This window comes from Rhizobium sp. NPDC090275 (assembly GCF_044772225.1).
Lineage (GTDB): Bacteria > Pseudomonadota > Alphaproteobacteria > Rhizobiales > Rhizobiaceae > Rhizobium.
This window is the reverse complement of record NZ_JBIVYL010000012.1, coordinates 203,318-227,205: the sequence shown is the minus strand read 5'-3', so window position 1 is coordinate 227,205 and position 23,888 is coordinate 203,318. Positions and strand designations below refer to the sequence as shown.

At 62.5% G+C, this 23,888-nt stretch carries 14 protein-coding genes; 3 read left to right on the top strand and 11 right to left on the bottom strand.

Going from position 1 to position 23,888, the window contains the following annotated elements; all coding sequences use genetic code 11:
- Window positions 1–363: 363 nt before the first annotated feature.
- Window positions 364–2,304, top strand: coding sequence for a M23 family metallopeptidase (locus ACIQUB_RS26465; RefSeq protein WP_018901596.1), 1,941 nt, complete (start codon window positions 364–366; stop codon window positions 2,302–2,304).
- A gap of 300 nt (window positions 2,305–2,604) precedes the next feature.
- On the opposite strand, the gene clpB is transcribed toward ACIQUB_RS26465, so the two are convergent.
- The 4 genes from clpB to rocF all read right to left on the bottom strand — a co-directional run bounded on the left by clpB (window position 2,605) and on the right by rocF (window position 8,357).
- Window positions 2,605–5,202 carry an ATP-dependent chaperone ClpB gene (gene clpB / locus ACIQUB_RS26460; protein ID WP_113239247.1) on the bottom strand — a complete coding sequence of 866 codons (2,598 nt, stop codon included), beginning with the start codon at window positions 5,200–5,202 and terminating at the stop codon, window positions 2,605–2,607.
- Between the two features lie 268 nt (window positions 5,203–5,470).
- A complete protein-coding gene (locus ACIQUB_RS26455; RefSeq protein ID WP_018901593.1) occupies window positions 5,471–5,950 on the bottom strand; it encodes a chemotaxis protein CheW in 480 nt (159 codons plus the stop codon).
- Window positions 5,951–6,194: 244 nt separating this feature from the next.
- A complete protein-coding gene (gene rocD, locus ACIQUB_RS26450; RefSeq protein WP_113239248.1) occupies window positions 6,195–7,394 on the bottom strand; it encodes an ornithine--oxo-acid transaminase in 1,200 nt (399 codons plus the stop codon).
- A 27-nt stretch (window positions 7,395–7,421) separates the two neighbouring features.
- Complete coding sequence (gene rocF / locus ACIQUB_RS26445) at window positions 7,422–8,357, bottom strand: arginase (RefSeq protein WP_112943807.1); 936 nt, start codon at window positions 8,355–8,357, stop codon at window positions 7,422–7,424.
- 146 nt (window positions 8,358–8,503) lie between these two features.
- Here rocF and ACIQUB_RS26440 point away from each other — a divergent pair, with 146 nt between their 5' ends.
- Complete coding sequence (locus ACIQUB_RS26440; protein ID WP_113239249.1) at window positions 8,504–8,932, top strand: Lrp/AsnC family transcriptional regulator; 429 nt, start codon at window positions 8,504–8,506, stop codon at window positions 8,930–8,932.
- Between the two features lie 80 nt (window positions 8,933–9,012).
- On the opposite strand, the gene ACIQUB_RS26435 is transcribed toward ACIQUB_RS26440, so the two are convergent.
- The 6 genes from ACIQUB_RS26435 to ACIQUB_RS26410 form a co-directional block, all read right to left on the bottom strand.
- Window positions 9,013–9,396 carry a glyoxalase superfamily protein gene (locus ACIQUB_RS26435; protein ID WP_113239250.1) on the bottom strand — a complete coding sequence of 128 codons (384 nt, stop codon included), beginning with the start codon at window positions 9,394–9,396 and terminating at the stop codon, window positions 9,013–9,015.
- Window positions 9,397–9,534: 138 nt separating this feature from the next.
- A complete protein-coding gene (locus tag ACIQUB_RS26430) occupies window positions 9,535–9,951 on the bottom strand; it encodes a hypothetical protein (RefSeq protein ID WP_402933690.1) in 417 nt (138 codons plus the stop codon).
- A 390-nt stretch (window positions 9,952–10,341) separates the two neighbouring features.
- Complete coding sequence (locus ACIQUB_RS26425) at window positions 10,342–11,757, bottom strand: diguanylate cyclase domain-containing protein (RefSeq protein ID WP_162737599.1); 1,416 nt, start codon at window positions 11,755–11,757, stop codon at window positions 10,342–10,344.
- 139 nt (window positions 11,758–11,896) lie between these two features.
- Window positions 11,897–18,007 (bottom strand): translocation/assembly module TamB domain-containing protein, encoded by a 6,111-nt coding sequence (locus ACIQUB_RS26420; protein WP_402933686.1) that lies wholly within the window; start codon window positions 18,005–18,007, stop codon window positions 11,897–11,899.
- 62 nt (window positions 18,008–18,069) lie between these two features.
- The gene (locus ACIQUB_RS26415) at window positions 18,070–19,998 is read right to left on the bottom strand and encodes an autotransporter assembly complex family protein (RefSeq protein ID WP_402933683.1); all 1,929 of its coding nucleotides are present in this window, start codon (window positions 19,996–19,998) and stop codon (window positions 18,070–18,072) included.
- A 172-nt stretch (window positions 19,999–20,170) separates the two neighbouring features.
- Window positions 20,171–20,428, bottom strand: a complete 258-nt coding sequence (locus ACIQUB_RS26410; RefSeq protein WP_113239255.1) for a YMGG-like glycine zipper-containing protein — start codon at window positions 20,426–20,428, stop codon at window positions 20,171–20,173.
- Between the two features lie 348 nt (window positions 20,429–20,776).
- Between ACIQUB_RS26410 and hemA the strand changes: the two genes are divergently transcribed.
- Entirely contained in the window at window positions 20,777–21,991 is a 1,215-nt protein-coding gene (hemA, locus tag ACIQUB_RS26405; protein WP_113239256.1) for a 5-aminolevulinate synthase, read from the top strand.
- Window positions 21,992–22,617: 626 nt separating this feature from the next.
- Here hemA and dxr read toward each other — a convergent pair.
- Window positions 22,618–23,811: a 1-deoxy-D-xylulose-5-phosphate reductoisomerase gene (dxr, locus tag ACIQUB_RS26400; RefSeq protein WP_113239257.1), complete on the bottom strand. Its 1,194-nt coding sequence runs from the start codon at window positions 23,809–23,811 to the stop codon at window positions 22,618–22,620.
- Window positions 23,812–23,888: the final 77 nt, after the last annotated feature.

The following is a 23,888-nucleotide window of genomic DNA, read 5'->3' as shown; positions in this document are numbered from 1 at the left end:
CTTATAAGGCCCCATACCCAAACAAGTCAACAAGCCTTTTTCAAAAAATCGCAGTTTCTGGCAACTGACTGATTTGAATGGGGAATTTCCAGAAGGCTCGTTTGGGTGCCGGAAACACACCCCTTTGGCGCAGGCTTGCCGCAAGCATCCACCTCTATATAGGACTGCAAAAGCATGAGACGAGGCCGTCTGCCCTCACATTTTCACAATCGGGTGGTCTCAAGGGCAGCGTGAACGTCGTGGCCGGTCCATTCGGGTCCGCTCATTTGACTCCCATATGTAAACTATGCACTTTTCCGGCCACCCAAATGCCCCCTGGGCCTGGTTGACCCGATCAGCTGAAAGGATGCGGACGCCTTTGCCATGGTGACTGAGAAGATGATGATCCGCTCGTTCGGCAACGAGCCAGCCCTTCTCGCCGATGGCAGACGTGCGCCCGACCGCCGCGAAGTTTCGCTGCGCTGGCTATCCGGCACCTTCCTGACCGGTATCACCTCGAGCGTATTGATGGGCGTGGCGCTGTTTGCCGCCCTCGATGGCCGCCAGCAGCTGGCGATCCCCGCCGAGGCCTATGCCAGCATTGCCGGCACAGCCAATCCCGACGCAGACGTCACCCGTGGCGGCCGCCTGATCGCGCCCGCCATTGCCGCCAAGCCTTCCGACCGCAAGATCATGGAAGTCTCGACCGTCGTTCATGAAGGCGACAAGGAAGTGGTGCGCCGCCAGCCTTTCGCGCGCGTGAAGATGACGCTCGCCGCCAATCACGTCGCCACCGAGGACTACCCGGCCTTCAACCCGCTCTCGATCTTCTCGGCCGACGAGCCGGAACCGCAGCCGGGCGTGCGCACCGGCCAGATCTACGGCTCCGACGTCGAATCCGAAGTCAGCCTGAAGACCGAGGCCTATCCGGCATCGGGTTCCAACCTGAAGATCGCCGCCGGCATGTCGCTCGACGAGATCGAGGAAAACGTCCGCTCCAACGGCTCGGTACTGACAGACGGCGCCTCGCAGGTCGCCGCCCTCTATTATGTCGACCCGCAGCGCTTCTCGACAGACGACAACGACGTCGACCTCGCGTCCGGTCTGACCGCCCGCGTGCTCGAGCAGAACATGACGGTCTCGGCGCCGGAATCGATCACCCCGCAGACTGAGGAATTCGCCGACGATATCGTGCCGGTCCGCCAGGACACGCCGATCGTCAAGGCCATGATGGACCAGGGCTATCCGGAGCCGCAGGCGAAGGGTCTTTCCACCTATCTGTCGCCATTGTTCGGCTCGGAGAACCTCTCGAAGGGCGACGTGCTGCGCATCGGTATCCTGCAGAAGGGCGAGCAGGCGAAGATCATCCGGGCCAGCGTCTATCGCGGCTCCCGCCATGTCGTCACGGTCGCACTCGACGACACCGACCATTATGTCGCCGGCAGCGAGCCACCGAAGCTCGATGCGATCGCCACCGCCTTCGACGACAGCGCCATGACCGCGCCATCGAACCAGAATCTTCCGCGCGTCTATGACGGCATTTATCGCGCCGCCCTCTCCTATGGCATGACCAAGGACATGACGGCGCTGATCATCAAGCTCTTGGCCAGCAGCGTCGACTTCCAGGCCGAGCTGCGCCCGACCGATACGCTCGAGGCCTTCTTCTCGGTGGCCGATGCCAGCGGCCAGGCGACCGACCAGTCCGAGCTGCTCTATGTCAACGCCCGCTTCGGCGACACCCAGACGCGCTTCTACCGCTTCCAGGATCCCGAAGACGGCTCGATCGATTATTTCGACCAGGACGGCAAAAGCATTCGCCAGTTCCTGCTGCGCAACCCGGTCCCGAACGGCATCTTCCGCTCCGGCTTCGGCATGCGCCGCCATCCGATCTTAGGGTTCGCCCGCATGCACACCGGCGTCGATTGGGCCGCCCCGCGCGGCACGGCGATCATCGCCGTCGGCAACGGCACGGTGGAAAAGGCCGGCTGGGACAGCGGCGGCTACGGCAACCAGACGATCGTGCGCCACGCCAACGGCTACGAATCCTCCTACAATCACCAGAGCGCGATCGCCAAGGGTGTCGTCCCCGGCGCCAAGGTGCGCCAGGGCCAGGTGATCGGCTGGGTCGGCACCACAGGTGAATCGACCGGCCCGCATCTGCATTACGAGATGATCGTCAACGGCACCAAGGTCGACCCGCTGCGGGTGCGTCTGCCTGGCGGCAAGTCGCTCGCGGGTCCGGCGCTTGCCAAGTTCGAGGATGAGCGCAAGCGGATCGATACGCTGCTGGGCAACCAGCCGCCGCCGCAGGTGGCGAGCAAGTAGGCTTTCGGGTTGGTCCGGTGAGGTGAGCCGGTCGCTGCAAGCAACGTTTTTCCGTGTGGCGCCCCCCTCTGCCCTGCCGGGCATCTCCCCCACAGGTGGGGAGATTGGCTCGGCTTGGCCGCTCGCTCCTACCTCAACGTTTGGCGCCCCCCCCTCAACGAGTCGATCTCCCCCCTTGTGGGGGAGATGTCCGGCAGGACAGAGGGGGGTGCCTCAGACGCTAACGCCAGCGCTTCACGCCCCACCAAACACAAAAACGGCGGCCGAAGCCGCCGTCTCTCATCTCACACACCAATCCGCTTACGCCGCTTCGCTGACACCAGCACTCCTAGTGCGGAACAGCAGCCGATCGGTCCCGCCGGTGATCTTCACCGTCGATCCATCCGGCACCTGTCCGCCGAGGATCTGTTCGGCCAACGGATCCTGGACGTACTTCTGGATCACCCGCTTCAGCGGCCGCGCGCCGTAGACAGGATCGTAGCCCTTGTTGGCGAGCCAATGGGTGGCCTCGTCGTCGAGTTCGATCGTGATCTTGCGCTCGGCGAGCAGCTTCACCAGACGCTGCAGCTGGATCTCGACGATCGCGCCCATCTCGTCCCGCTTCAGGCGGTGGAAGAGGATGATCTCGTCGATGCGGTTCAGGAACTCCGGCCGGAAGTGGCCGCGCACCATCTCCATCACCTGCTCGCGCACCAGATCGCTGTCGTCGCCGTCCTTCAGCTGCGTCAGATATTCCGCACCTAGGTTCGACGTCATGATGATCATCGTGTTGCGGAAGTCGACGGTGCGCCCCTGACCATCGGTCAGGCGGCCGTCGTCGAGCACCTGCAGCAGCACGTTGAAGACATCCGGATGCGCCTTTTCGATCTCGTCGAACAGCACGACCTGATAGGGCCGGCGACGCACCGCTTCCGTCAGCGAACCACCTTCCTCATAGCCGACATAGCCGGGAGGGGCGCCGATCAGCCGGGCCACGGAGTGCTTCTCCATGTACTCGGACATATCCATGCGCACCATCGCCGTCTCGTCATCGAAGAGGAAGCGGGCCAATGCCTTGGTCAGCTCCGTCTTGCCGACGCCGGTCGGGCCGAGGAAGATGAACGAGCCGAGCGGCCGGTTCGGATCCTGCAGGCCGGCGCGCGCACGGCGCACCGCTCGCGACACGGCCTGAACCGCATCACCCTGGCCGATCACCGACTTCGCCAGCTCGTCTTCCATCCGCAGCAGCTTCTCGCGATCGCCTTCCAGCATCTTCTCGACCGGAATACCGGTCCAGCGGGAGACGACATGCGCGATGTTGTCGGGGGTCACGACCTCCTGCACCATGGCGCTGCGATCATTGTCCTGCGCTTCGGCTTCCGAAAGCTTCTTTTCGAGCTCCGGAATGACACCGTAAGTCAGCTCGCCGGCGCGCTGGAACTCACCCTTGCGCTGGGCGATCGCCAGATCGTTGCGCGCATCGTCGAGTTCCTTCTTCAGATCCGCGGCAAGTCCGAGCTTCTGCTTTTCCGCCTGCCAGCGGGCCGTCAGCGCATCGGCACTCTCTTCCAGATCGGTGAGCTCGGTCTCGAGACGGACAAGCCGGTCGGCCGAGGCGACATCCGTTTCCTTCTTCAGCGCTTCGCGCTCGATCTTCAGCTGCATGATGCGGCGATCGAGTTCGTCGAGCTCTTCCGGCTTGGAATCGACCTGCATGCGCAGGCGCGCCGCCGCCTCGTCCATCAGGTCGATCGCCTTGTCGGGGAGAAAGCGGTCGGTGATGTAGCGGTTCGACAGCGTGGCGGCCGAAACCAGGGCCGAATCCGAGATGCGGACCTTGTGGTGCTGCTCGTATTTCTCTTTCAGGCCGCGCAGGATCGAGATCGTGTCCTCGACCGTCGGCTCTTCGACGACGATCGGCTGGAAACGACGGGCGAGCGCCGGGTCCTTCTCGACATGCTTGCGGTATTCGTCGAGCGTGGTCGCGCCGACGCAATGCAGCTCGCCGCGCGCAAGCGCCGGCTTCAACAGGTTCGAGGCATCCATCGCGCCATCACCCTTGCCGGCACCGACGAGCGTATGCATCTCGTCGATGAAGAGGATGATCTCGCCGTTTTCGGCCTGCACCTCGTTGAGCACGCTCTTCAGGCGCTCTTCAAACTCGCCGCGATATTTCGCGCCGGCGATCAGCGCGCCCATGTCGAGCGCCATCAGCTTCTTGTCTTTCAGCGATTCCGGCACATCGCCATTGACGATACGCAGCGCCAGACCTTCGGCGATCGCCGTCTTGCCGACGCCGGGTTCACCGATAAGCACGGGGTTGTTCTTGGTGCGGCGCGAGAGCACCTGGATGGTGCGACGAATTTCGTCGTCGCGTCCGATCACGGGATCGAGCCGGCCATCACGTGCTTCCGCCGTCAGGTCGCGGGCGAATTTCTTCAGCGCGTCAAAGCCCTGTTCGGCATTGGCGCTGTCGGCCGTGCGGCCCTTGCGGATTTCGTTGATGACCTGGTTGAGCGTCACCGCCGTCACACCGGCATTCTTCAGCGTGATCGCGGTGGACGATTCCATCGCCAGCGCCTGCAACAGACGCTCGACCGTAACGAAGCTGTCGCCGGCCTTCTTCGATGCCTCTTCGGCGGTTGAGAGAACCTTGGCGAGCGGTGCGGCAAGATAAATCTGGCCGTTGCCGCCGGAGACCTTCGGCAGCTTGGCAAGGGCGGCATCGTTTGCAAGGCGGGCGGCCTTGGCGTCGCCGCCGGCGCGCTCGATGAGAGACGCGGCCATGCCCTGGTCGTCGTCGAGCAGCACTTTCAGCACATGCTCGGGCGAGAACTGCTGGTGACCCTGGGCCAGCGCATAGGTCTGCGCCGACTGGATGAAACCGCGCACCCGCTCGGAGTATTTTTCAATATTCATCAATAGACCTCCTTAAATCGCCCTGCCCTCATAAGGCACAGGCCGATGACTGAGATTGAGCTCCCTCAAGAGGCGAGCCATGTTTCTTCGCCTATGGCCGAAACCGAGGCGAAGAACTTGCTCAGGATATGGTGGGAAGCCGCGAAAGTTTAAAGAGGTGGCGCGCCCAAAAAACCACGCCTGCGAGCGGCCACCGGGGGCCGAAAACGAGATCGCCCCGCCGGAGGGCTGCTCGGGCGGGGCGGGATCGGATTGTATCGAATGGCGCTTAGGCGGCGACCAGATCGTCCGTCTCGTTTTCCTTGAACATCTTGGCGAGGTTCAGGAAGCAGATCATGCCGTTTTCGGACGCGATGATGCCTTCGCAGAAGGCGCGGTCGAAGGAAGCGGTAACCTCGGGAACCGGCTGCACCTGGCTCGACGAAATCGTGAGGATGTCGGAGACGCGGTCGACGAGCATGCCGATGACCATGTTGTGCACTTCGGCGACGACGATGGCGCTGCGCTCATTGGCGACGGTGCTCTTCATGCCGAGCTTGAAGGCGAGGTCGATGATCGGAATGACCGAGCCACGCAGGTTCATGACGCCGATGACATCGGCCGGCGAATGCGGGATCGGCGTCGAAGGCGCCCAGCCGCGGATTTCGCGGATGGTCGTCGTCTTCACGCAGAATTCCTGGTCGTGCAGGCGGAAGGCAATGATCTCAAGCGTATCGCCACTGAAGCTCGGAGAATTGATCGTCGTCATTAAAAATGTCCCAACTGTCGAAAGCCAGGGCAGAAGCAACCACGCCACCATTGGCGTCGATGCACTTTGCCTTCAAGCCGCCAGTTCTCTGAATATGAAGAGTACCGTTACGGTTACTGAGGACTGTAAAGAAAGAGTGTTTCCCAAATCTAAACCGGCCGGCAGGATTTTTCGCCCAGTGAGTGGGGGAATGTAGCGGAGCGGATGTGTTGAACGGATCCCTGATCCGTTCAACACGGCTAAGTCAGACGATGGTCTTTTCGATCTGCTCCACCGCCCAATCGACCTGGTCCTTGGTGATCACAAGCGGTGGCGCCAGGCGGATGGTGTTTTCGTGGGTGTCCTTGGCGAGTAGGCCGAGATCCTTGAGCGCGTAGCAATATTGCCGCGCGCCGCCGGCTTCCGGCACCAACTCGATCGCCATCATCAGCCCGCGCCCACGCACCTCTTTCACGATGTTCGAGCGGATCGAGCGCAGGCCTTCGAGGAAGTAGTCGCCCATCCGTTCGGCATTGCCGATCATGTCCTCTTCCGTCAGCACCTTCAGCGCCGCGCGGGCAACGGCGCAGGCGAGCGGATTGCCGCCAAAGGTCGAGCCGTGCTGGCCGGGCTTCAGCACGCCCAGCACCTCGGAGTTCGAAAGCACGGCGGAAACAGGATAGAAGCCGCCCGACAGCGCCTTGCCGATCAGCGTAACGTCTGCCTCGATGCCCTCATGCTCCTCGGCCAGCAGCTTGCCGGTACGCCCAAGCCCGGTCTGGATCTCGTCGAGGATGAGCGTGACCTTGTTGTCGGTGCAGAGCTGGCGCACTTGTCTGAAATAGCCCGGCTGCGGAATGATGACGCCCGCCTCGCCCTGGATCGGCTCGATCAGCGCCGCCACCGTGTGCTCGTTGATCGCCGCGGCGAAGGCTTCCGCGTCACCGAAGGGAACGGTGCGGAAGCCCGGCGTATAGGGGCCGAAGCCCGAGCGCGCATCCGGATCGGTGGAGAAGCTGATGATGCTCAGCGTCCGGCCGTGGAAGTTGTCGGAGCAGACGATGATCTCGGCCTTGCCCTCCGGCACGCCCTTCACCTCATATCCCCATTTGCGCACCGCCTTGATCGCGGTCTCGACAGCCTCGGCGCCGGAGTTCATCGGCAGGATCTTGTGCGATCCCGTCAGCGCCGCGAGTTCCTCGTAGAGATGCGCCAGCTGGTCGTTGCGGAAGGCGCGCGAGGTCAGCGTCAGCTTGCCCGCCTGCTCGACCATGGCGGCGAGGATCTTCGGGTGGCAATGCCCCTGGTTGACGGCCGAATAGGCAGAGAGGCAATCAAGATAGCGCTTGCCATCCGTATCCCAGACATAAACGCCCTCGCCGCGCGTCAGGACGACGTCGAGCGGCTTGTAATTATGGGCGCCCAGGCGCTGCTCGGTATCGATCAATCTGGCTGAAGTGCTCATGGTCGTCCCCTTTTGTTATGCGGTTTCTTATGCAGCGCGCGTCGGGCGGTCGAAGATGCGGCGGCCGAACAGGCTGGCCGTCAGCTCGACGAGAACGCGGGCGCTCTTGCCGCGATCATCGAGAAACGGGTTCAGCTCGACCAGATCGAGAGAGGAGACGAGCCCGCTGTCGCAGAGCATCTCCATGATCAGATGCGCCTCGCGGAACGTCGCCCCACCGGGCACCGTCGTGCCGACGCCGGGCGCAACGTCGGGATCGAGGAAATCGACATCGAGGCTGACGTGAAACAGCGCGTTCGCCGCTTCGACCTTGGAGAGAATGTCGCGCATGATCGCCGCCACCCCCTGCTCGTCGATCGAGCGCATGTCGAAGACGTTGACGCCGTGCTCCTTGATCAGCTCACGCTCTGGCGCATCGACGGAACGGATGCCCACCTGGAAGACATTCTTCGGATCGACCAGCGGCCGGTCGCGCGGCAGGATATCGGAGAGATCGGCCTGGCCGCAATAATAGGCGACGGGCATGCCGTGGATATTACCCGACGGCGATGTCTCCGGCGTGTTGAAATCCGAATGCGCATCGAGCCAGAGCACAAAAAGCGGCCGCTTCTGCTTGGCGGCATAGCGCGCCATGCCCGATACCGTGCCCATCGACAGGCTGTGGTCGCCGCCGAGAATGATCGGGAAGCGGCCGGCATCGGCGATCTCAAAAACGCCGGCTTCGAGCGCCCGCGTGAAGGCGCCGACGGTGCGCAAGTTGTGCGCCTTCGGATTGTTCGGCAGGTCGCGGGCAGGCACGATCTGCACGTCTCCGGCGTCAGCGACATCGTGGCCGAGATCGACGAGTGCGCGGTCGACGCCGGCGATACGGAGCGCCGTCGGCCCCATCGCGGCCCCCCTGCGGCCGGAGCCCTCTTCCAAAGGCGCACCGATAAGGGTGACCGATCGCGACTGTGCCTGCATCTTGTTCTCCTGCTCACTGCTTCGGTTGAATATCTGACATCGCCACGGCGACAAAAAGATGAAAAAGTGCCAGTTTCACAGCATGATTTGACAGTTTGCCAAGTCCAACCATACAAAGTGAAACCCCGCTCCTGCAAAGTAAGACCATGGACGACCTCGATCAGGAACTTCTGAGCGCCCTGCGCCACAATGCCCGCGCGCCCGTCTCCTCGCTTGCCGCCATGACCGGCGCCTCACGCGCCACCGTCGCCGCGCGCATCGACAGGCTGGTCGCCAACGGCACCATCGCCGCCTTCACCATCCGCACCGGCCACGAAACCCGCGCCGCCGGCGTGCGCGCCATCGTCATGATCGAGGTGCTCGGCAAGCTCGCCGACAAGGTCGCCGATCAGCTGCGCGGCCTGCCGCAGGTGCGCGCGCTCCACAGCACCAACGGCAAATGGGACTTCATCGCCGAACTCGAAGACCGCGACCTCGTCTCCTTCGACGAAACCCTGCGCCGCATAAGACTGATCGACGGCATCAACACGACTGAGACAAACATATTGCTGAAGACGAGGAAGGCCAGCTTTTAGGGCGAAAGCGCGGAGAGGCGGCCGAGGCGGCGGCTTGCGCCGGAAGCGATCAGTTCACGACTGCTGCCGCTATGGCTCCATCACGCGTAGGCGACGAAAGAGATCACGTTCCCATCCGGGTCACGGACATGGAAGTCCGTTCCACCCCAGGGCTGGCTGGTTGGCTCCTGCGCAAACTCCGCGCCGCGCTCCCGCAGCTCCTCAAACAACCCGTGCACGTCCGAAACCTCAATTGCCGCGAGAATAAGCGAGACCTCGCGTGCTGCCAGATCGGCAAAATTCGGTTTGCTGACACACCGAAGATGCAGGCATGCCGCGCCGCGCGACACAGCGCCGTAAAACGGCGGCGTACCGTGGAGGAAATCGACGTCGAATCCGAGTTTCTCGTTGAAGAACTGGGCGCTCGCCGGCACATCACGCACAAAGAGGATCGGGACGATGGACCTCAGGGCAATTTCGCTCATGCAAGTCTCCGCTACGTCGATATCCACCGGGTGACTCTACAGGCCGATTCATGTGTCTGCAAAGGGGCCGAGCCAACAAGAGCGCTTCGTCCGCAAAGCGCCATGAGCGGACGTTTGACGGAATTAGTTTCTAATCGTCTAGTCGGCATCGTCGCTGCGCTTTCCAAATTGGTTGCGCTCAGGGCGATTGGCCTCTGATTTGGTTGGTCCATATTTAGGTTCGTCCAGCGGCCCAACGGACAGCCTTCTTTTTCCGCCGATGAACCAGTAGATGTCGCCAAAAGCGTAAACTGAGATGATCCAGACGGATGTCGGGAGTACAAAAACGCCGACAATGCTCAGGTAAAAGATTAGCGCGTGAAGCGAGCCTGAAAGGAAATTCAAGCCTTCGGGCTTAACGAACATCATAACGGCAAAACAAAATCCGAACAAAATGGTTGCCCATAGCGATTTTTCGAGGAGCCATGTCTTCAGCGTTTGATGCTCTATGGCGTCGCGAACATGAATGCCCAAAAACATCGCGAGCGCTCCGAGCAAGAAAATGACAACAACCATCGTCTTCGCTTTCTCCTTTTCGGATGTAACAATGGCACGCTTCCACTGAGAATAGCTTTAAGTGTTCCGCTGAAATTGGAAAATCTGAAAATCACTTCCGCTTAGGGCCGAAAGCAGCCGTCAACGGGGGCGACGGCTAGGCACGAATAGCTTGTCTCATATGCGTCAACATGGCTGATGTCGCACACAGCTGTTTTGCAGTATCACTCCTTCACGCTAGAAAGCGCCACGCAACAGCCTGGATTATTCGAAATGTGGGATTGGTTCCCGATCATCTTCTTTCCGCTCAAGATCATCGTGCTCGGCACGGGCATGTTCTTCGCCATCAAGTGGCACCGCGATCAAGAGAAGAACAAGTAGCAAGGGCGGCGGACGGTAAGCGCCCGCCGGCTACGCCCTAGCCACCGCGCGCGCCAGATCGTTCGCGGTCGCCGAAACCACGTTCCCTCGGCCAGTTCCCTTTGCCTGATAGAGCGCATGGTCCGCGCGTCGCAGAGACTCTTCGCAGCTCTCGCCGCTCCCGTTCGTGACTTCCGCTATTCCAAAGGATGCACCGATCACCACTTTGCCGGCCGAAAGAAGATACGGCTGCGAAAGGATCGAGGACAGGCGGCGGCAGTGCCATTCGGCGTCGGCGAGCGAGATATGCGGCATGAGGACGGCAAATTCGTCTCCGCCCAATCGGAATACGACGTCGTCCTCCTTGCATCCGCCCTGAAGACGGGCACCAACCTGCTGGAGCAACTCGTCGCCTGCCGCATGCCCGTGTCTGTCGTTCACGGATTTGAAGCCGTCGAGATCGATGCAGACCACCGTTAGCGGGCGAGCCGCGCCTAGTCTCGCGAATTCCGGCGCAAGCAACGACCTGTTCGCCAGGCCGGTGAGGAAATCATGCGTCGCGGCATGGCGCATCTGCTTCTCGGATTCCAGGATCGAAGAAATCGCCTTCCTCGAAAGCCGCAGCGAAAACAGACCGCCGAAAATGAGAACCACGGTCACCACGACGGCCAGCGGCAGCGATTGCCGAAGCAGGTCCTTGGCCGGCGTGGGCGATCTCCATGAGAGCACCTCGGTCTCACCATCAGGTCGCGTCGCTATTTCCACGCGCGCCCGGTCGGCGCCAACCGTATTGAGCGGACCAACGGTCGCATCGTCGAGAACGAAACGATTGCCCAGGAATTCGGGCAGGCTGCCGGCGATCGGCACGGCTGATACGAGGATCGGCGCCCGGCTCCCGCGCGGTACGGATGTCTTGAAGTCCGATTGAAAGAGGCTTGCGGTGAGCAGAACCGCATCATTGTTGACGACCTCGACCCTGCTGAAGGCGATGGGGTTGGGAATTCCCTCGGGCCGCGGCTTTGCCTCCTCGGACCTGACGCGTTCGACAAGGGTGCGAGCATCGCCGACGATGACCTCAGGCCCGCGCACGAAGAATGCTCGATCCTTGATCTCGTCGGCGGTTCTTGAATAGATGAGAGTGTCGTCGTGGTTGAGGATCGCGGCAAAACGCGTCCTTGATGTTCCGATCAACGACTGCCCGATGTTCCGGTCGGCCCATTCGAAATCGAATGTGTTGTCGAGTTTGGCGATTGATTCATCCCAGATCGTCCAGGCTGTCAGCGCGAACTCGAGGTCGGATGTCCAGACCGCGATGTTGCGTTTGACCAAGGTCTCCTGGCGCTGGCGGCTCTCGGCATCCAGCCGGGCAACGCCGAACGACGGGATTGCCGCCAACCCCGCTATGACGATCGCCGTGAGAATGAGAGCCGGTCCTACCAGCTTGAGATGGGTGAAGCGTGTCGTCACTTTGGCATCCTGGTCTTTTGTAGACACAGGTAGCTTCCGCCAGTTTCGGTTGCGTTATCGCAAAGCGCTTTTTGGTGAGCGCGGTTAATATCCCGTTTGCATCGCTCGATAGACTGGGAGAGGGCCTAGGCCCCCACCCTCAATATTCCTTCTCGTACACAACGCCCGCCTCCCCGGCACCATTGGCGCCGGCCGCCCCGCGCAGCTTCACGCCGCGCCCGACATCGAGGTTGATGATCGCCTTGGCGCCGTCCTTGGTGTTCTGCTGCAGCTCGATATAGGTGCGCTCGTTGAGATAGCGGCCGACGCCGACATTGGTCTGGCCGTTGGCATCGGTGCTGATATCGAAATCGTCGACGCCCAGCTGGTTGCGCAATCCCTGGAACAGCGAGGTCGAGCGACCGCCCGCAAGCTGGCTGACGGCATCGGCGAGCTGGGCGATCTGGATCGCCGAGAGCTTCGACATCGATTGCCCGAAGATCAGCTGCGCCAGCACTTCGTCCTGCGGCAGCGCCGGCGAGGAGGAGAAGGTGATAGCGGGGTCGGTCGCCAGCCCCGCCACATCGACGGTCAGCGTCGTCGTTCCCGAGGTCGAGGTCGCCGCCATCTGCAGCGCCGGCGTCAGATCGCCGGCAAAGGTGATGCGGCTCTTGTCGGAGAAGTCGAGACGACGGTTGAGGATGGTGAGACGCCCGCGACGCATGGTGAAGCCGCCGGAAACCACAGGCACGGACGCCGTGCCCCGAATGGTCACGCTCCCGCCGAGCTCGGCGTCGATCCCGCGTCCGCGCACGAAGATCTGCGAGGGTGCATCGACCTGGATGTCGAGATTGAGCGTGCTCGACTTGCCCCTGGCACCTTCCTGCGTCGTGTCGCGCATCTGGGCGAGAACGGCCTTCGGCGCATTCTTGTGGCGGATATCGATCTCGCGCAGCGAGGTCGGAAGCTTCTCCGGAACGGTGATCGAGGCCTTCTCGAGCGTAAGCTTGCCGTTCAGCGTCGGATTGGCAAGAAGCGGCCCGCGCAGCCCGATCGTGCCGTCAACCGTTGCAACGACAAGAGTGCCGTCGACATAGACCGCCTTGTTGAGCCTGACGTCGATATTGGCAGGGAAGTTCGCCGCCGGCTGAATGCCGACATCGCCGGTCACCGCGATATTGCCGCCACTTGCAAGCTGCCCGGTCAGGCGCGAGATCACCGCGCGCTGCCCGTCGAAGCGGATATCGGCCGTCAGGCTGTTGATCTCAAGATTGCGCCGGACGTCGATGACCTTGGCGCCGCTGGTGGCGACCGTTCCGTTGACCACGGGCGCCGCCGCGGTGCCGCCGACCTGCAGATTGAAATTGGCGTTGCCTTCCGCGACGAACCCTTGCGCGGCGAGCTGCGCGCCGAGAACGGCAAACGGCAGGTTGCCGGAAAAGCGCATGTCGAGCGCCCGGTTGCCTGAAATGGCGAGGTTCCCGCCGCCCCGCAGCGACAGACCGGCATCGCCGGTAACCGTCGTATCGATGGTAAGCCGGCCCGAAGCGAGCTTGCCGTTTGCACCGATCGCAAGCGGCGAGACGCCGGCGCCGCGCGTCTGGCTGGTCGCGGCATTGCGCCAATCGAGCTTGAAGTCGACATCCGGCATTGGCAGCTTGCCTGACGCAGCGACCGTGCCGGAGATGTTGCCCTCGGCGGCAAGCCCCGGAACGAAGGCGTTGGCCAGCCCCGCCGGCAGGTTCGATATATCGGCCTTCACGGCAAGCGATTGCGCATTGGCGCCCGCGACCACGAAGTTGCCCGCCGCCTTCAGCGCTACGTTGTTGCCGGTAAGATTGGCGGTGAAGTCGAGCTTGTTGTCGGCGAGCTTGCCATTGGCATTGGCGGACAGCGAACCGACGCCCGCGGCTCGCGTCTGCGTCGTCGCCGCGTTCTTCCAATCGAGATTGAAGTCGATGACGGGATTGGCAGGCGTCCCTGATGTCTTTGCCCGACCCGAAATCGTGCCTTCGGCGCCAAGGCCCGGCACGAAGCCATTGACAAGGCTCGCCGGCAGGTCGGTGATATCGGCATAGACGGAAAGCCCCTGAATATTGGCGCCAACGAGCGCCGCCGTCCCCTTGGCCTTAAGCAATGTCTTGCTGTTGCTGGCCAGATTGGCGTCGAAATTGATCTTGTTGTCGGCGAACTTACCCGTCGCGTCGAGGCTGAGCGCCGAAAGGTTGGCGCTCTTGGTCTGCCGCGTCGTCGCGTTCGCCCAGTTGAGCTTGAAATCGACCGATGGCAGCGGCAGCGCGCCGGAAACCTTGGCCGTCCCCGAGATCATGCCGCCGGCATCGAGATCGGGCACGAAGCTGCTGACAAGTGCTGCCGGCAGGTTGTTGAGCGTCGCATTGGCCTCGATCGTCGTCGGCTTGGTCCCTTCGATCCCGATCTTGCCCGCCGCCTCCAGCGCCGCACCGGCCTGACCATCGAGCTTGGTGGTGAAGTCGAGCACCTTATCCTCAAGCGCTCCCTTCAGCGCCAGCGCCATGGCTGGCAGCTTCGCCGCCTTCGTCTGGCTGGTCGCGACATCGGCCCATGCGAGATCGAAGCTGGCCTTCGGCTGCTGCAGCGTGCCGGATGCCGAAGCGGTGCCGGAAATCGTGCCACTGGCGCCGAGCCCATCGACGAAGCCATTGGCGAGCCCGGCCGGAACTCCGCTCAACGTCGCATCGACCTTGAGATCGCCGATCGCCGAACCTTGAAGCTTGAGATTACCCGCCGCCTTCACCGACATGCCGCCGGTGGCCGAGACGTTGCTGTCGAAGGTGAGCGTGTTGTCCGTAAACGTCCCGTTCACCGAAGCACCGACGCCCGAAAGGCCGGCCGCCTTGATCTGCCTGGTCGAGGCGTTCTTCCAATCCAGCTGGAACTGGGCGGCCGGCATCGGCAGCTTGCCGGATGCGCCGAAGCTTCCCGATATCATGCCCTGCGCGGCCAGATCGGGCATGAAGGCGTTGGCGAGCGCTGCCGGAATATTGGCAAGCGTGCCGTCCACCTTCAGCGTCTGCGCTTCATTGCCGGTGACGACGAAGCTGCCATCGGCCTTGATGGCAAACCCGCCGCTGCCGCCGGCATTCGCATTGAAATTGAGAATGTTGTTTTCGAGCTTGCCGCTCGCCGTCAGCCCGAGCGAGGAAAGCTTGGCGACCTTGGTCTGGCTGGTGGCCGCGTTTTTCCAGTTCAGCTTGAAATCGAGCGCCGGCGCCGGAAGCTTGCCCGAGGCGGTGACGCTGCCGGTGATGGCGCCTTCGGCGTTGAGCCCAGGCACGAAGGCATTGGCCAATCCGGCCGGAATGTTGACGATATCGGCATCGACCTGCAGCGACTGCGCATTCGGCCCTGCGGTGACGAAATTGCCGGCGGCCTTCAGCGAAACACCGCCCTTGCCGCTCAGATCCGTTTTGAAATCGAGCTTGTTATCCGCGAACTTGCCATCTGCGCCGATCGAAAGCGCGGAAAGCCCGGCGCCCTTTGTCTGGCTGGTCGCGGCGTTCTTCCAATCGAGCGTGAAATCGGCCACGGGTGCCGCCGGCGTGCCCGACACCGCGACCTTGCCCGAGATCGCGCCCGCGGCATCGAGATCGGGCACGAAGCTGTTGGCAAGGCTTGCCGGCAGTTGCTTGACCACGGCATTGATATCGAGCGCTTGCCCGGCCGAGCCGGTCACGTTGATCGCGCCGTCACCGGTCTTGATCTCAAGACCATCGAGCGTCACCGTGCCATCAGTGATCGACAGCTGCGACGGCGCGGCGAGATCCACCGCAATATCGTGCGGCTTGGCCGAGAAGCGGTCGAGCTGAACGAGCGTCGTGCCGGCATTGGTTTCGACACCGCCGCCCGCCACCAGCGGGTGGTTGTCGTAATAGCCGTCGAGGCTGAAATTCGTGCGGTTTCCGAGCTGCGTGAAGTTCACCGCCAGGCTGTCGATCTTGTTGGTGCCGGAGGCGACCTCGTCGGCCTTGATCGCTCCCGTTGCCGCAAACGCCGAGAGATCGGTGACGGTGACATCGACATTGGGGCTGACGATCGCGAAGTTGCCCTGCTTCAGGCCACTGCCCGTCGCCGCCACCTTCAGCCCGATCTTGCCTGAAACGTCGGTAATATCGACCGATCCCTTGAGATCGCCCTCCGCCTTCTGGCCGGCCAGCGCCGCAATCAGGCTGAGGTCGGGCAGGTCGAATGTCAGCGCGCCTGTCGGCGCGAAGCTCTCGGAGAGAGCGACGTGACCGGTCAGGCTGTTGTTGCCGACATTGGCCTTGATCGACGGCAGCGTCGTCTGCCCGCCCTCGGACAACACGTCGGTGCTGATATCGATCGCCTGGCCATCGATCTTGCCGGTCGCCTTCACCTGCGCCTTGGGCGCCTTCGGATCGGCGGTCGCGTTGAGCGCGACAGCGAGATCGCTCAGCCCGCGCCCGGCCATGTCGATCGCGGGAGCGTTGAGATTGGCCGAAAGCGCCAGCGCGGAAAGATCGCCGCCGGCCTTCAGGCTGTAGGTCACGGCGCCCGAGGCCGTATCGAGCAGCGGCTTGATATCGGGCACGCGGCCGGCAAGCGTTGCATCGAGCGTCGTGCCGTCGAGGACGATATTGCCCGTCGCGACCGTGAGGTCCGACTTGATGCTGAGGTTCGACAGATTGATCTTGTCGGGAATGGTGCCCGCCACTTGGCTTTCGATCGTGACAGGCGTCTTGAACCGCGCAGCGACGGCCGGCGGCATTGCCGGCGGCTCGACGGTCAGCTTGGCATTACCGGTCAGCGAATTGTCGGTGAGCTGATACGCACCGTTGAGGCTGGCATTCGCCGAGGCGCTTTCGATCGTCGCGCCATTGAAGCCGATCGCGGCCGGCGAGATCTGCAGCGGCAGAACGATCGTCACAGGCCCCTGTACCGCCCGGTTGATATCGGGATTGGCGAAGGTCATGTCGCCGGCGACAAGGCGGATCTGCACCGCGCCGGAGCGGCCGCTGAGATTGAAGTTGTCGCTCTTGGCGGTCAGCTTCACATTGCCGATCGTTGCCTGCGGCAGCACGGCGGTGTCGAGCGAGGCGCTGGCATTCAGCCGCGACGCCTTGGCGTCCCCCGTCAGCGCCAGATTGACGCCCGTGATCATGAACCGCGCTTCGCCTTCAGCCAGCGGCCAGCGGAAATCGACCGGCCCGGATGTCCCTAGCAGATTGGCGTTCAGGCTGTTCTTGCCCTTCGGATCCAGCGTACCGGAGGCGGCGATCACGACGGCGCCAGTCGCAACGTTGCCGGTCTGAATATCGATCTTGCCGGCATTGTCGAAATTGGCCGCGAGATCGATGTTCGTCTGTCCGGCGAAAAGCGGCCGGAATGCCGCCGGCATCAGCGAGCTCAGATCGCCGCCGCCCTTGATCTCGACATGATGCAGAGCCTGGTCCGGCGTCAGCGTGTGATGCGCCTCGATCGCGGCGCGCTGCTGGCCATCGAGCGAGGCCTGCAACTTGGCTTTCCAGTCGGAGATCGGGCCATCGCCATTGAGGCTGATCTCGACGGCCGGATTGTTCGGCAAGGCGAGCACGCCGGCGAGCAACCCACCCTTCGGCTCGTTGAGCTTGGCCTTGACCGTAAGCTGGCTGTTTTCAGGCAGAAAGGCGACGTCGGCCGTCAGCTTGGCATCCGGCACGTCGTGGCGGTGAACCGTGATATTTGCATCGCCACCCTTTGAATCGGCGCGTACGCTGCCATCGGCCGAGAGCGTGAAGGCGCGCCCGATAAGGGGCTGCGACAGGCTGATCTTCGGCAGCGAGATCTGATCGATATCGATCTTGATCGGCAGCGAGAACCCGCCGCCGGCTTCCCCTTCGGCGGCCGGCCGCGACGGCAATGTGCGGACGGGCTTACGCAGAACGCGGATAGCATCAGCCTCCAGGCGCGTCGCATGGAAGCGCCCGGTAAACAACGCCAGCGGATTCCAGTTGATCGACAGGCCGTCGACATCGGCAAACGTTCCGCGCGTATCCGACAGCACGATGCGGGTGGCGCCGAGGCCGCCGGTCAGCAGCCCCTGCGGGTCCATCACGCGAATGGTCATGTCGCGGTTGGAGATCGTCGACGTCACCTTGTCTACGAGAATGCGGGCGCCGAAGCCGGTGAAGCCGAAGATGCCGATGGCCACGGCAAGCAGGATGACGAGAACGCCGGCTCCGTAACCGAGCAGTCGTGCAATCCACTTGAAGATGTTCGTCAGCGTAAGCATGGACCCGGAGCTATCCCGTTTTCTGCGCGGCTATCGCAATCTCGCTGCGAGCCTGAACCTCGTTAGAACGACTGGCCGATGCCAGCGTAAATGCCGTAATCCGTCCCACCCTCGAACTTGTTGAGGGGAACGGCGAAATCAAGCCGGATCGGCCCGAATGGGGTGGCGTAGCGCAGGCCGATACCGGCACCGGCCCTGATATCCGAAAAATCGGGCGCAACATCGGCGGAGACCACCCCGACATCGATAAACGGCACGATGCCGATCGTATCGGTGATCTTCACGCGCGTCTCGAACGACGCCGTCATGAAGGAAGCACCACCGGTCGCTTCGTTGGCTGCGTTATAGGGAGAAATCTCCTGATAACCGTAACCGCGCACCGAACCGCCGCCGCCGGCAAAGAAGCGGCGGGTGGCGGGAATGTTCTCAAGATCGTCGGCGCCAAGCAGGAACCCGGCCGAAAGCTTGCCGGCAAGCACGATCCGGTCTTCGGCGCCAAGGCCGTAATAACCGGAAACCGAGCCCTCGAAGGCGGAGAAGAACGTGCCGTTATAGGCTTCGTAGCTCGGCGTCACCTTACCCATCAGCCGGTAGCCCGATGTCGGGTCGAGCTTGTTGTCGCGCGCGTCGCGGTCGAACTGGAGGGGGGCCGCGAAGGTCAGGTAGGTATTGTTCCCGAACGCGTCGTCATCCTTTTCCCAGCTGACTTCGCCCGCACCGGTAAACGTGTCGGTATCGTTGAGTTCGTAGGAATAGCCGAGCGATGCCGTCACCAGCTTGGCGCTATAGGCATCGGGATTTTCGGTCTTGGCGAGAATGCTGGCGATCAGCGTCCCTGATGGCACGAAGGCGCCGGGCTTGGTGAAGGTGATACCCGCCGAAAAATCGAGATCGCCCAGCGCCGTCGCATCCCCGAGGCGGCCGACCGCGCCCTCGACGCGCAGCCCTTCCGCGCCACCGAACAGATTGCGATGGCCCCAGTAGCCATTGACGCCGAAACCGTCGATCGTCGAATACTGCGCGCCGACGCCGAAATAGCGCTGCTTGCCCTCCGACACTTCGATGATCATAGGCAGACTGCCGTCGCCGGCCAGCTGGTCGCCCTCATGAATGGTGACGCTGGAAAACACGCCAAGCGCGCGCAGCCGCTCGCCGGCCTTTCTCAGCGCCTCAGGCGAGTAGCGATCACCCTTGTTGATGCGCGAATAGCGCTCGATGAAATCCGACCGCACAGCCTTGGCACCAGTGACCCCAACCGTTCCGATCGGCGCGACCGGACCGCCCTCGGCGGCAAGCACGACGTCAACTGTATCGGTCTTGTGGTCGGCCACCACCTTGCGCGTCGTCAGCTTCGCCAGCGGCCGCCCCTCGGCCTTCAACTGCTCGACGATCTTGTCGCCGGCCTTGATGATCGTCAGCGACCCGGCCGAAGCACCAGACCCGAGATCGTAATCGGCGGGATTGCGGTTGGCCGCATCGCCGCCGAATTGCACTTCGCGCACATGAAACACCGGCCCCGCCGCAACGCTGACATTGACGGGAACCGGGCGCGAGCGATTGAAAGTGGGGTTCGGCGGCAGGTCGTCGATATTGCGGCCATCCACGGTGATGGTCACGACACCGCCATAGCGCGCCTTTTCATAGAGAGCCGCGATCAGCCGTTCGCGATCGTCGCGCGCCTTGACGACGACGCCGAGATCGCCCGAAACCGGCTGCTCCTTGTCTCCAACCAGGCGCGAGCTGTTCTCGAGCGCCTCCTTGAGGTCGGGATCATTTGCGTCCGACGTCAGCGTCACCTCATAGCGAACGGGGTCGGGCACCTGGTTGGCGTCCGTATCGTCCTTGCCGAAGAAGTTGATCCCGAAAAGCTTGAAGGCGTAAGCATTCGACACGAGTGCCGGTGACAACGCAGTCGCCACCGCGACCATTGTCACGATGCCTGCTCGCCGATACGCAATACCCGGTTTCGGTGCCTTCCGTCTAATCTGCATCCGCCGCTTTTTGGTTACACTGGATTTAAGCTCTGCGCCCCCCGGCCTGATGCGACCTTAGCGGCAAAATTCATTTTGTTGTACCGTTTTAAACCGCATGATTGCTGATTTAGCGGAAAAAAACAAAAATCCCGGGCCAAAGACCCGGGATTTGAAAGGTTTTGGCGAAGGATCAGCCGCGGCAATCGTCGATATAGCGGCGACCATATTCGTCGCGGTAGTAGCACTGGCCGGGCTGTTCGGACACGCGGCCGATCAGCGCGCCGGACACGCCGCCGACGGCAGCACCCACAGCCGCACCACGAACATTGCCCGTAACCGCGCCGCCGATGATGGCGCCGGATGCCGCACCTATACCGGCACCCTGTTGTGTCGGCGTGCAGCTTGCAATCGATAGGCCGATAAAGGCCAGCGCAATAATCTTTTTCATCAATAACTCCTGATTGGTCGCCCAAGCGGGCGGTGGCCGTCCCTGATTCCTGTCTTTTTTGTAACCTAGACCGCAAACTATGGCGCAAAAAGGGGCAAGCAAGCTCCGCAATCGATTTCAATTGGTGAGCGGCCGCGAAAATCGACTGGCAAATCGGTCACCAAGAACCATGCGAAGCACCGCGCACAGAGCTGCAATGCGCGATTGATCTGGTCAAGCACGCCAATTTCAAATTAAAGTAATTCGAAACTAGGGACGATTTGACGCACATCGTGCTAAATCGGACCCAAAGGGTTGACGTGCAGTCGTCATTGGGCGGAGAACGCCTGCACGATACTGGAGCATGAGATGGATTTCGAAGCATTCTTCAAGAACGAGCTGGAAGGCCTTCACAACGAAGGTCGTTACCGCGTGTTCGCCGATCTTGAGCGTCACCGCGGCAATTTCCCGCGTGCCACGCGCCACACCCCCGAGGGGCCGAAGGATGTGACCGTCTGGTGTTCCAACGACTATCTCGGCATGGGCCAGAACCCCAAGGTGATCGAGGCGATGAAGAACGCCATTGATCACTGTGGCGCGGGTGCGGGAGGCACCCGGAATATTTCTGGCACCACGCACTACCACGTTCTGCTCGAGCGCGAGCTCGCAGATCTGCACGGCAAGGAATCGGCCCTGGTCTTCACCTCGGGTTACGTCTCCAACTGGGCGGCCCTCGGCACGCTCGGCGCCAAGATCCCCGGCATGATCATCTTCTCGGATGCGCTGAACCACGCATCGATGATCGAGGGCATTCGCTACGCCAAGTGCGATCGCGTCATCTGGAAGCACAACGACCTGCAGGATCTGGAAGCCAAGCTCGCTGCCGCCGATCCGAAGGCGCCGAAGATGATCGCCTTCGAGAGCGTCTACTCGATGGATGGCGATATCGCGCCGATCAAGGAAATCTGCGACCTCGCCGACAAGTACGGCGCCATGACCTATCTCGACGAAGTCCACGCTGTCGGCATGTACGGCCCGCGCGGCGGCGGCATCGCTGAGCGCGAAGGCCTGATGGACCGCCTGACGGTGATCGAAGGCACGCTCGGCAAGGCCTTCGGCGTCATGGGCGGCTATATCGCGGCATCGACTGCGCTCTGCGATTTCATCCGCTCCTTCGCATCCGGCTTCATCTTCACCACGGCACTGCCGCCAGCGCTCGCCGCCGGCGCGGTCGCCTCGATCCAGCACCTGAAGGTCAGCCCCTTCGAGCGCGCCCGTCATCAGGACCGCGTTCGCCTGCTCCGCGCCCAGCTCGACAAGGCCGGCATCCCGCATATGCCGAACCCGAGCCACATCGTGCCGGTCATGGTCGGCGACGCCGCCAAGTGCAAGTGGATCTCGGACCTGCTGCTCGACAACTGCAACGTCTACGTCCAGCCGATCAATTACCCGACGGTTCCGGTCAAGACCGAACGCCTGCGCATCACGCCCACGCCGCTGCACACCGATGCCGACATCGAGCATCTGGTGGAAGCGCTGCATTCGCTGTGGTCGCGCTGCGCACTGGCCCGGCACGTCGCGTAAAGGTACGCTCGACGGCGCCGCACTCTCGGCTTGGAGACGACGGTAGGCAGCGAGAGTCATAAGCTATTGAAAGAACGCGGAAACCCCACTCGCCGCGTCATCCTCGGGCTCGTCCCGAGGATCTAAGCACGTTGCCCGGAATGCAACGGCGCTGGGTGCATGGAAGAGCGAAGCAAGCTCTTCGCTCTAACGCCAACCCGCGTCTTCTGTCCCGCCAAGTGTCCATCCACGCCGAGCGACGTTGGTCGCTCAGCAGATGCTCGGCACAAGACCGAGCATGACGGCGGTGGGTTTGGGAACGGCTGCGGATAGAGTGGGCATAACCTGTTGAACGAAAACGGCGCCCCACTCTCGGCGTCATCCTCGGCCAACGAGCCGAGGATCTAAGCACGTCGCCGAGAATGCAACGGTGCTGGGTGCATAGAAGGGCGAAGCAAGCTCTTCATTCCGCCGCCAACTCGCGTCTCCCGCCTCGCCAAGTGTCCACTCACGTCGAGCGATTTGGTCGCTCAGCAGATGCTCGGCACAAGACCGAGCATGACGGCGGCGGGTTTGGGAACGCCGTAACCTATTCGACGAGAACAATGCCGCACACTCGCGGACTTGGAGACGACCGTCCAGCCCCCTCAGGCAGCCTTCTCCCGTGCCACCACCAACACCGCAGCCCGCTGCCGGGCTTCTTTGTCGACGGCGAACACATCGTCCATCGTCGCGGCCTCGGGCAGATGCGCCAGCTGGTCCATCACCGTCTCGGTCACATCGGCCATGGCGAGGAAAGACAGGCGACCGGCGATGAAGGCTTCCAGCGCCACTTCCTTTGCCGCGTTCAAAACAGCGCCCTGCACGCCACCGCGCGTCATCGCAAGGCGGGCGAGCCGCAGCGCCGGAAAGCGCGTCTCGTCGGGTGCCTCGAAATCCAGCCGCGCCAGCTTGGCGAAATCGAGCCGCTCGATCGGCAGGTTCGGCCGGCGCGGATGCGCCAGCGCGTAGCCGATCGCGGTGCGCATGTCCGGCGCGCCGAGCTGCGCCAGCACCGAACCATCGGTATAGCCCACCATCGAATGGATCACCGATTGCGGATGCACGATGACCTCGATCTGCTCAGGCGTCAGCCCGAACAGGTGCTTGGCCTCGATCATCTCGAGCGCCTTGTTGAACATCGAGGCGCTGTCGATCGAGATCTTCAGACCCATCGACCAGTTCGGATGCGCACGCGCCGTCTCCACGGTCACACCGGCCATCTCCTCCAGCGAGGCGTTGCGGAACGGTCCGCCCGACGCCGTCAGGATGATGCGCTCCACGGCATGGCGCTGGTTTTCCTCCAGCACCTGGAAGATCGCATTGTGCTCGCTGTCGACAGGCAGGAGCTTGCCGCCGCCACGCCGTACGGATTGTACGAAGAGATCACCGGCGGACACCAGGCATTCCTTGTTGGCGAGTGCGATATCGGCGCCCTTGCGGGCCGCGGCCAGCGTCGGCGCAAGACCCGCCGTCCCGACGATCGCCGCCATCACCCACTCGGCCTCAAGGTCGGCGGCTTCCATCAGGCCTGATTGACCGGCGGCAACCGCGATCCCGCTTCCCGACAGCGCGCTCTTCAGCGCCTCGTAATGGCTGTCACTCGCCGTCACCGCGAGTTTGGCACCGGCCGCGCGCGCCTGCTGCGCCAAAAGATCGACGTTCTCGTTGCCCGTCAGCACGGAGATTTCGAAGTTTTCGAGACCACCCAGATGCTTCACCACATCGAGCGTGTTCTGCCCGATCGAGCCGGTCGAACCGAAGATGGAGAGGCGCCGAGGCCCGTTTCTGCCCGTGATCATGCGCGATTTTGCCTGCGTTCCGTCATTTCCCTCGGCTCTACAGGGGATTGGAATGACCGGCAAGTGTGCAGTGCAGC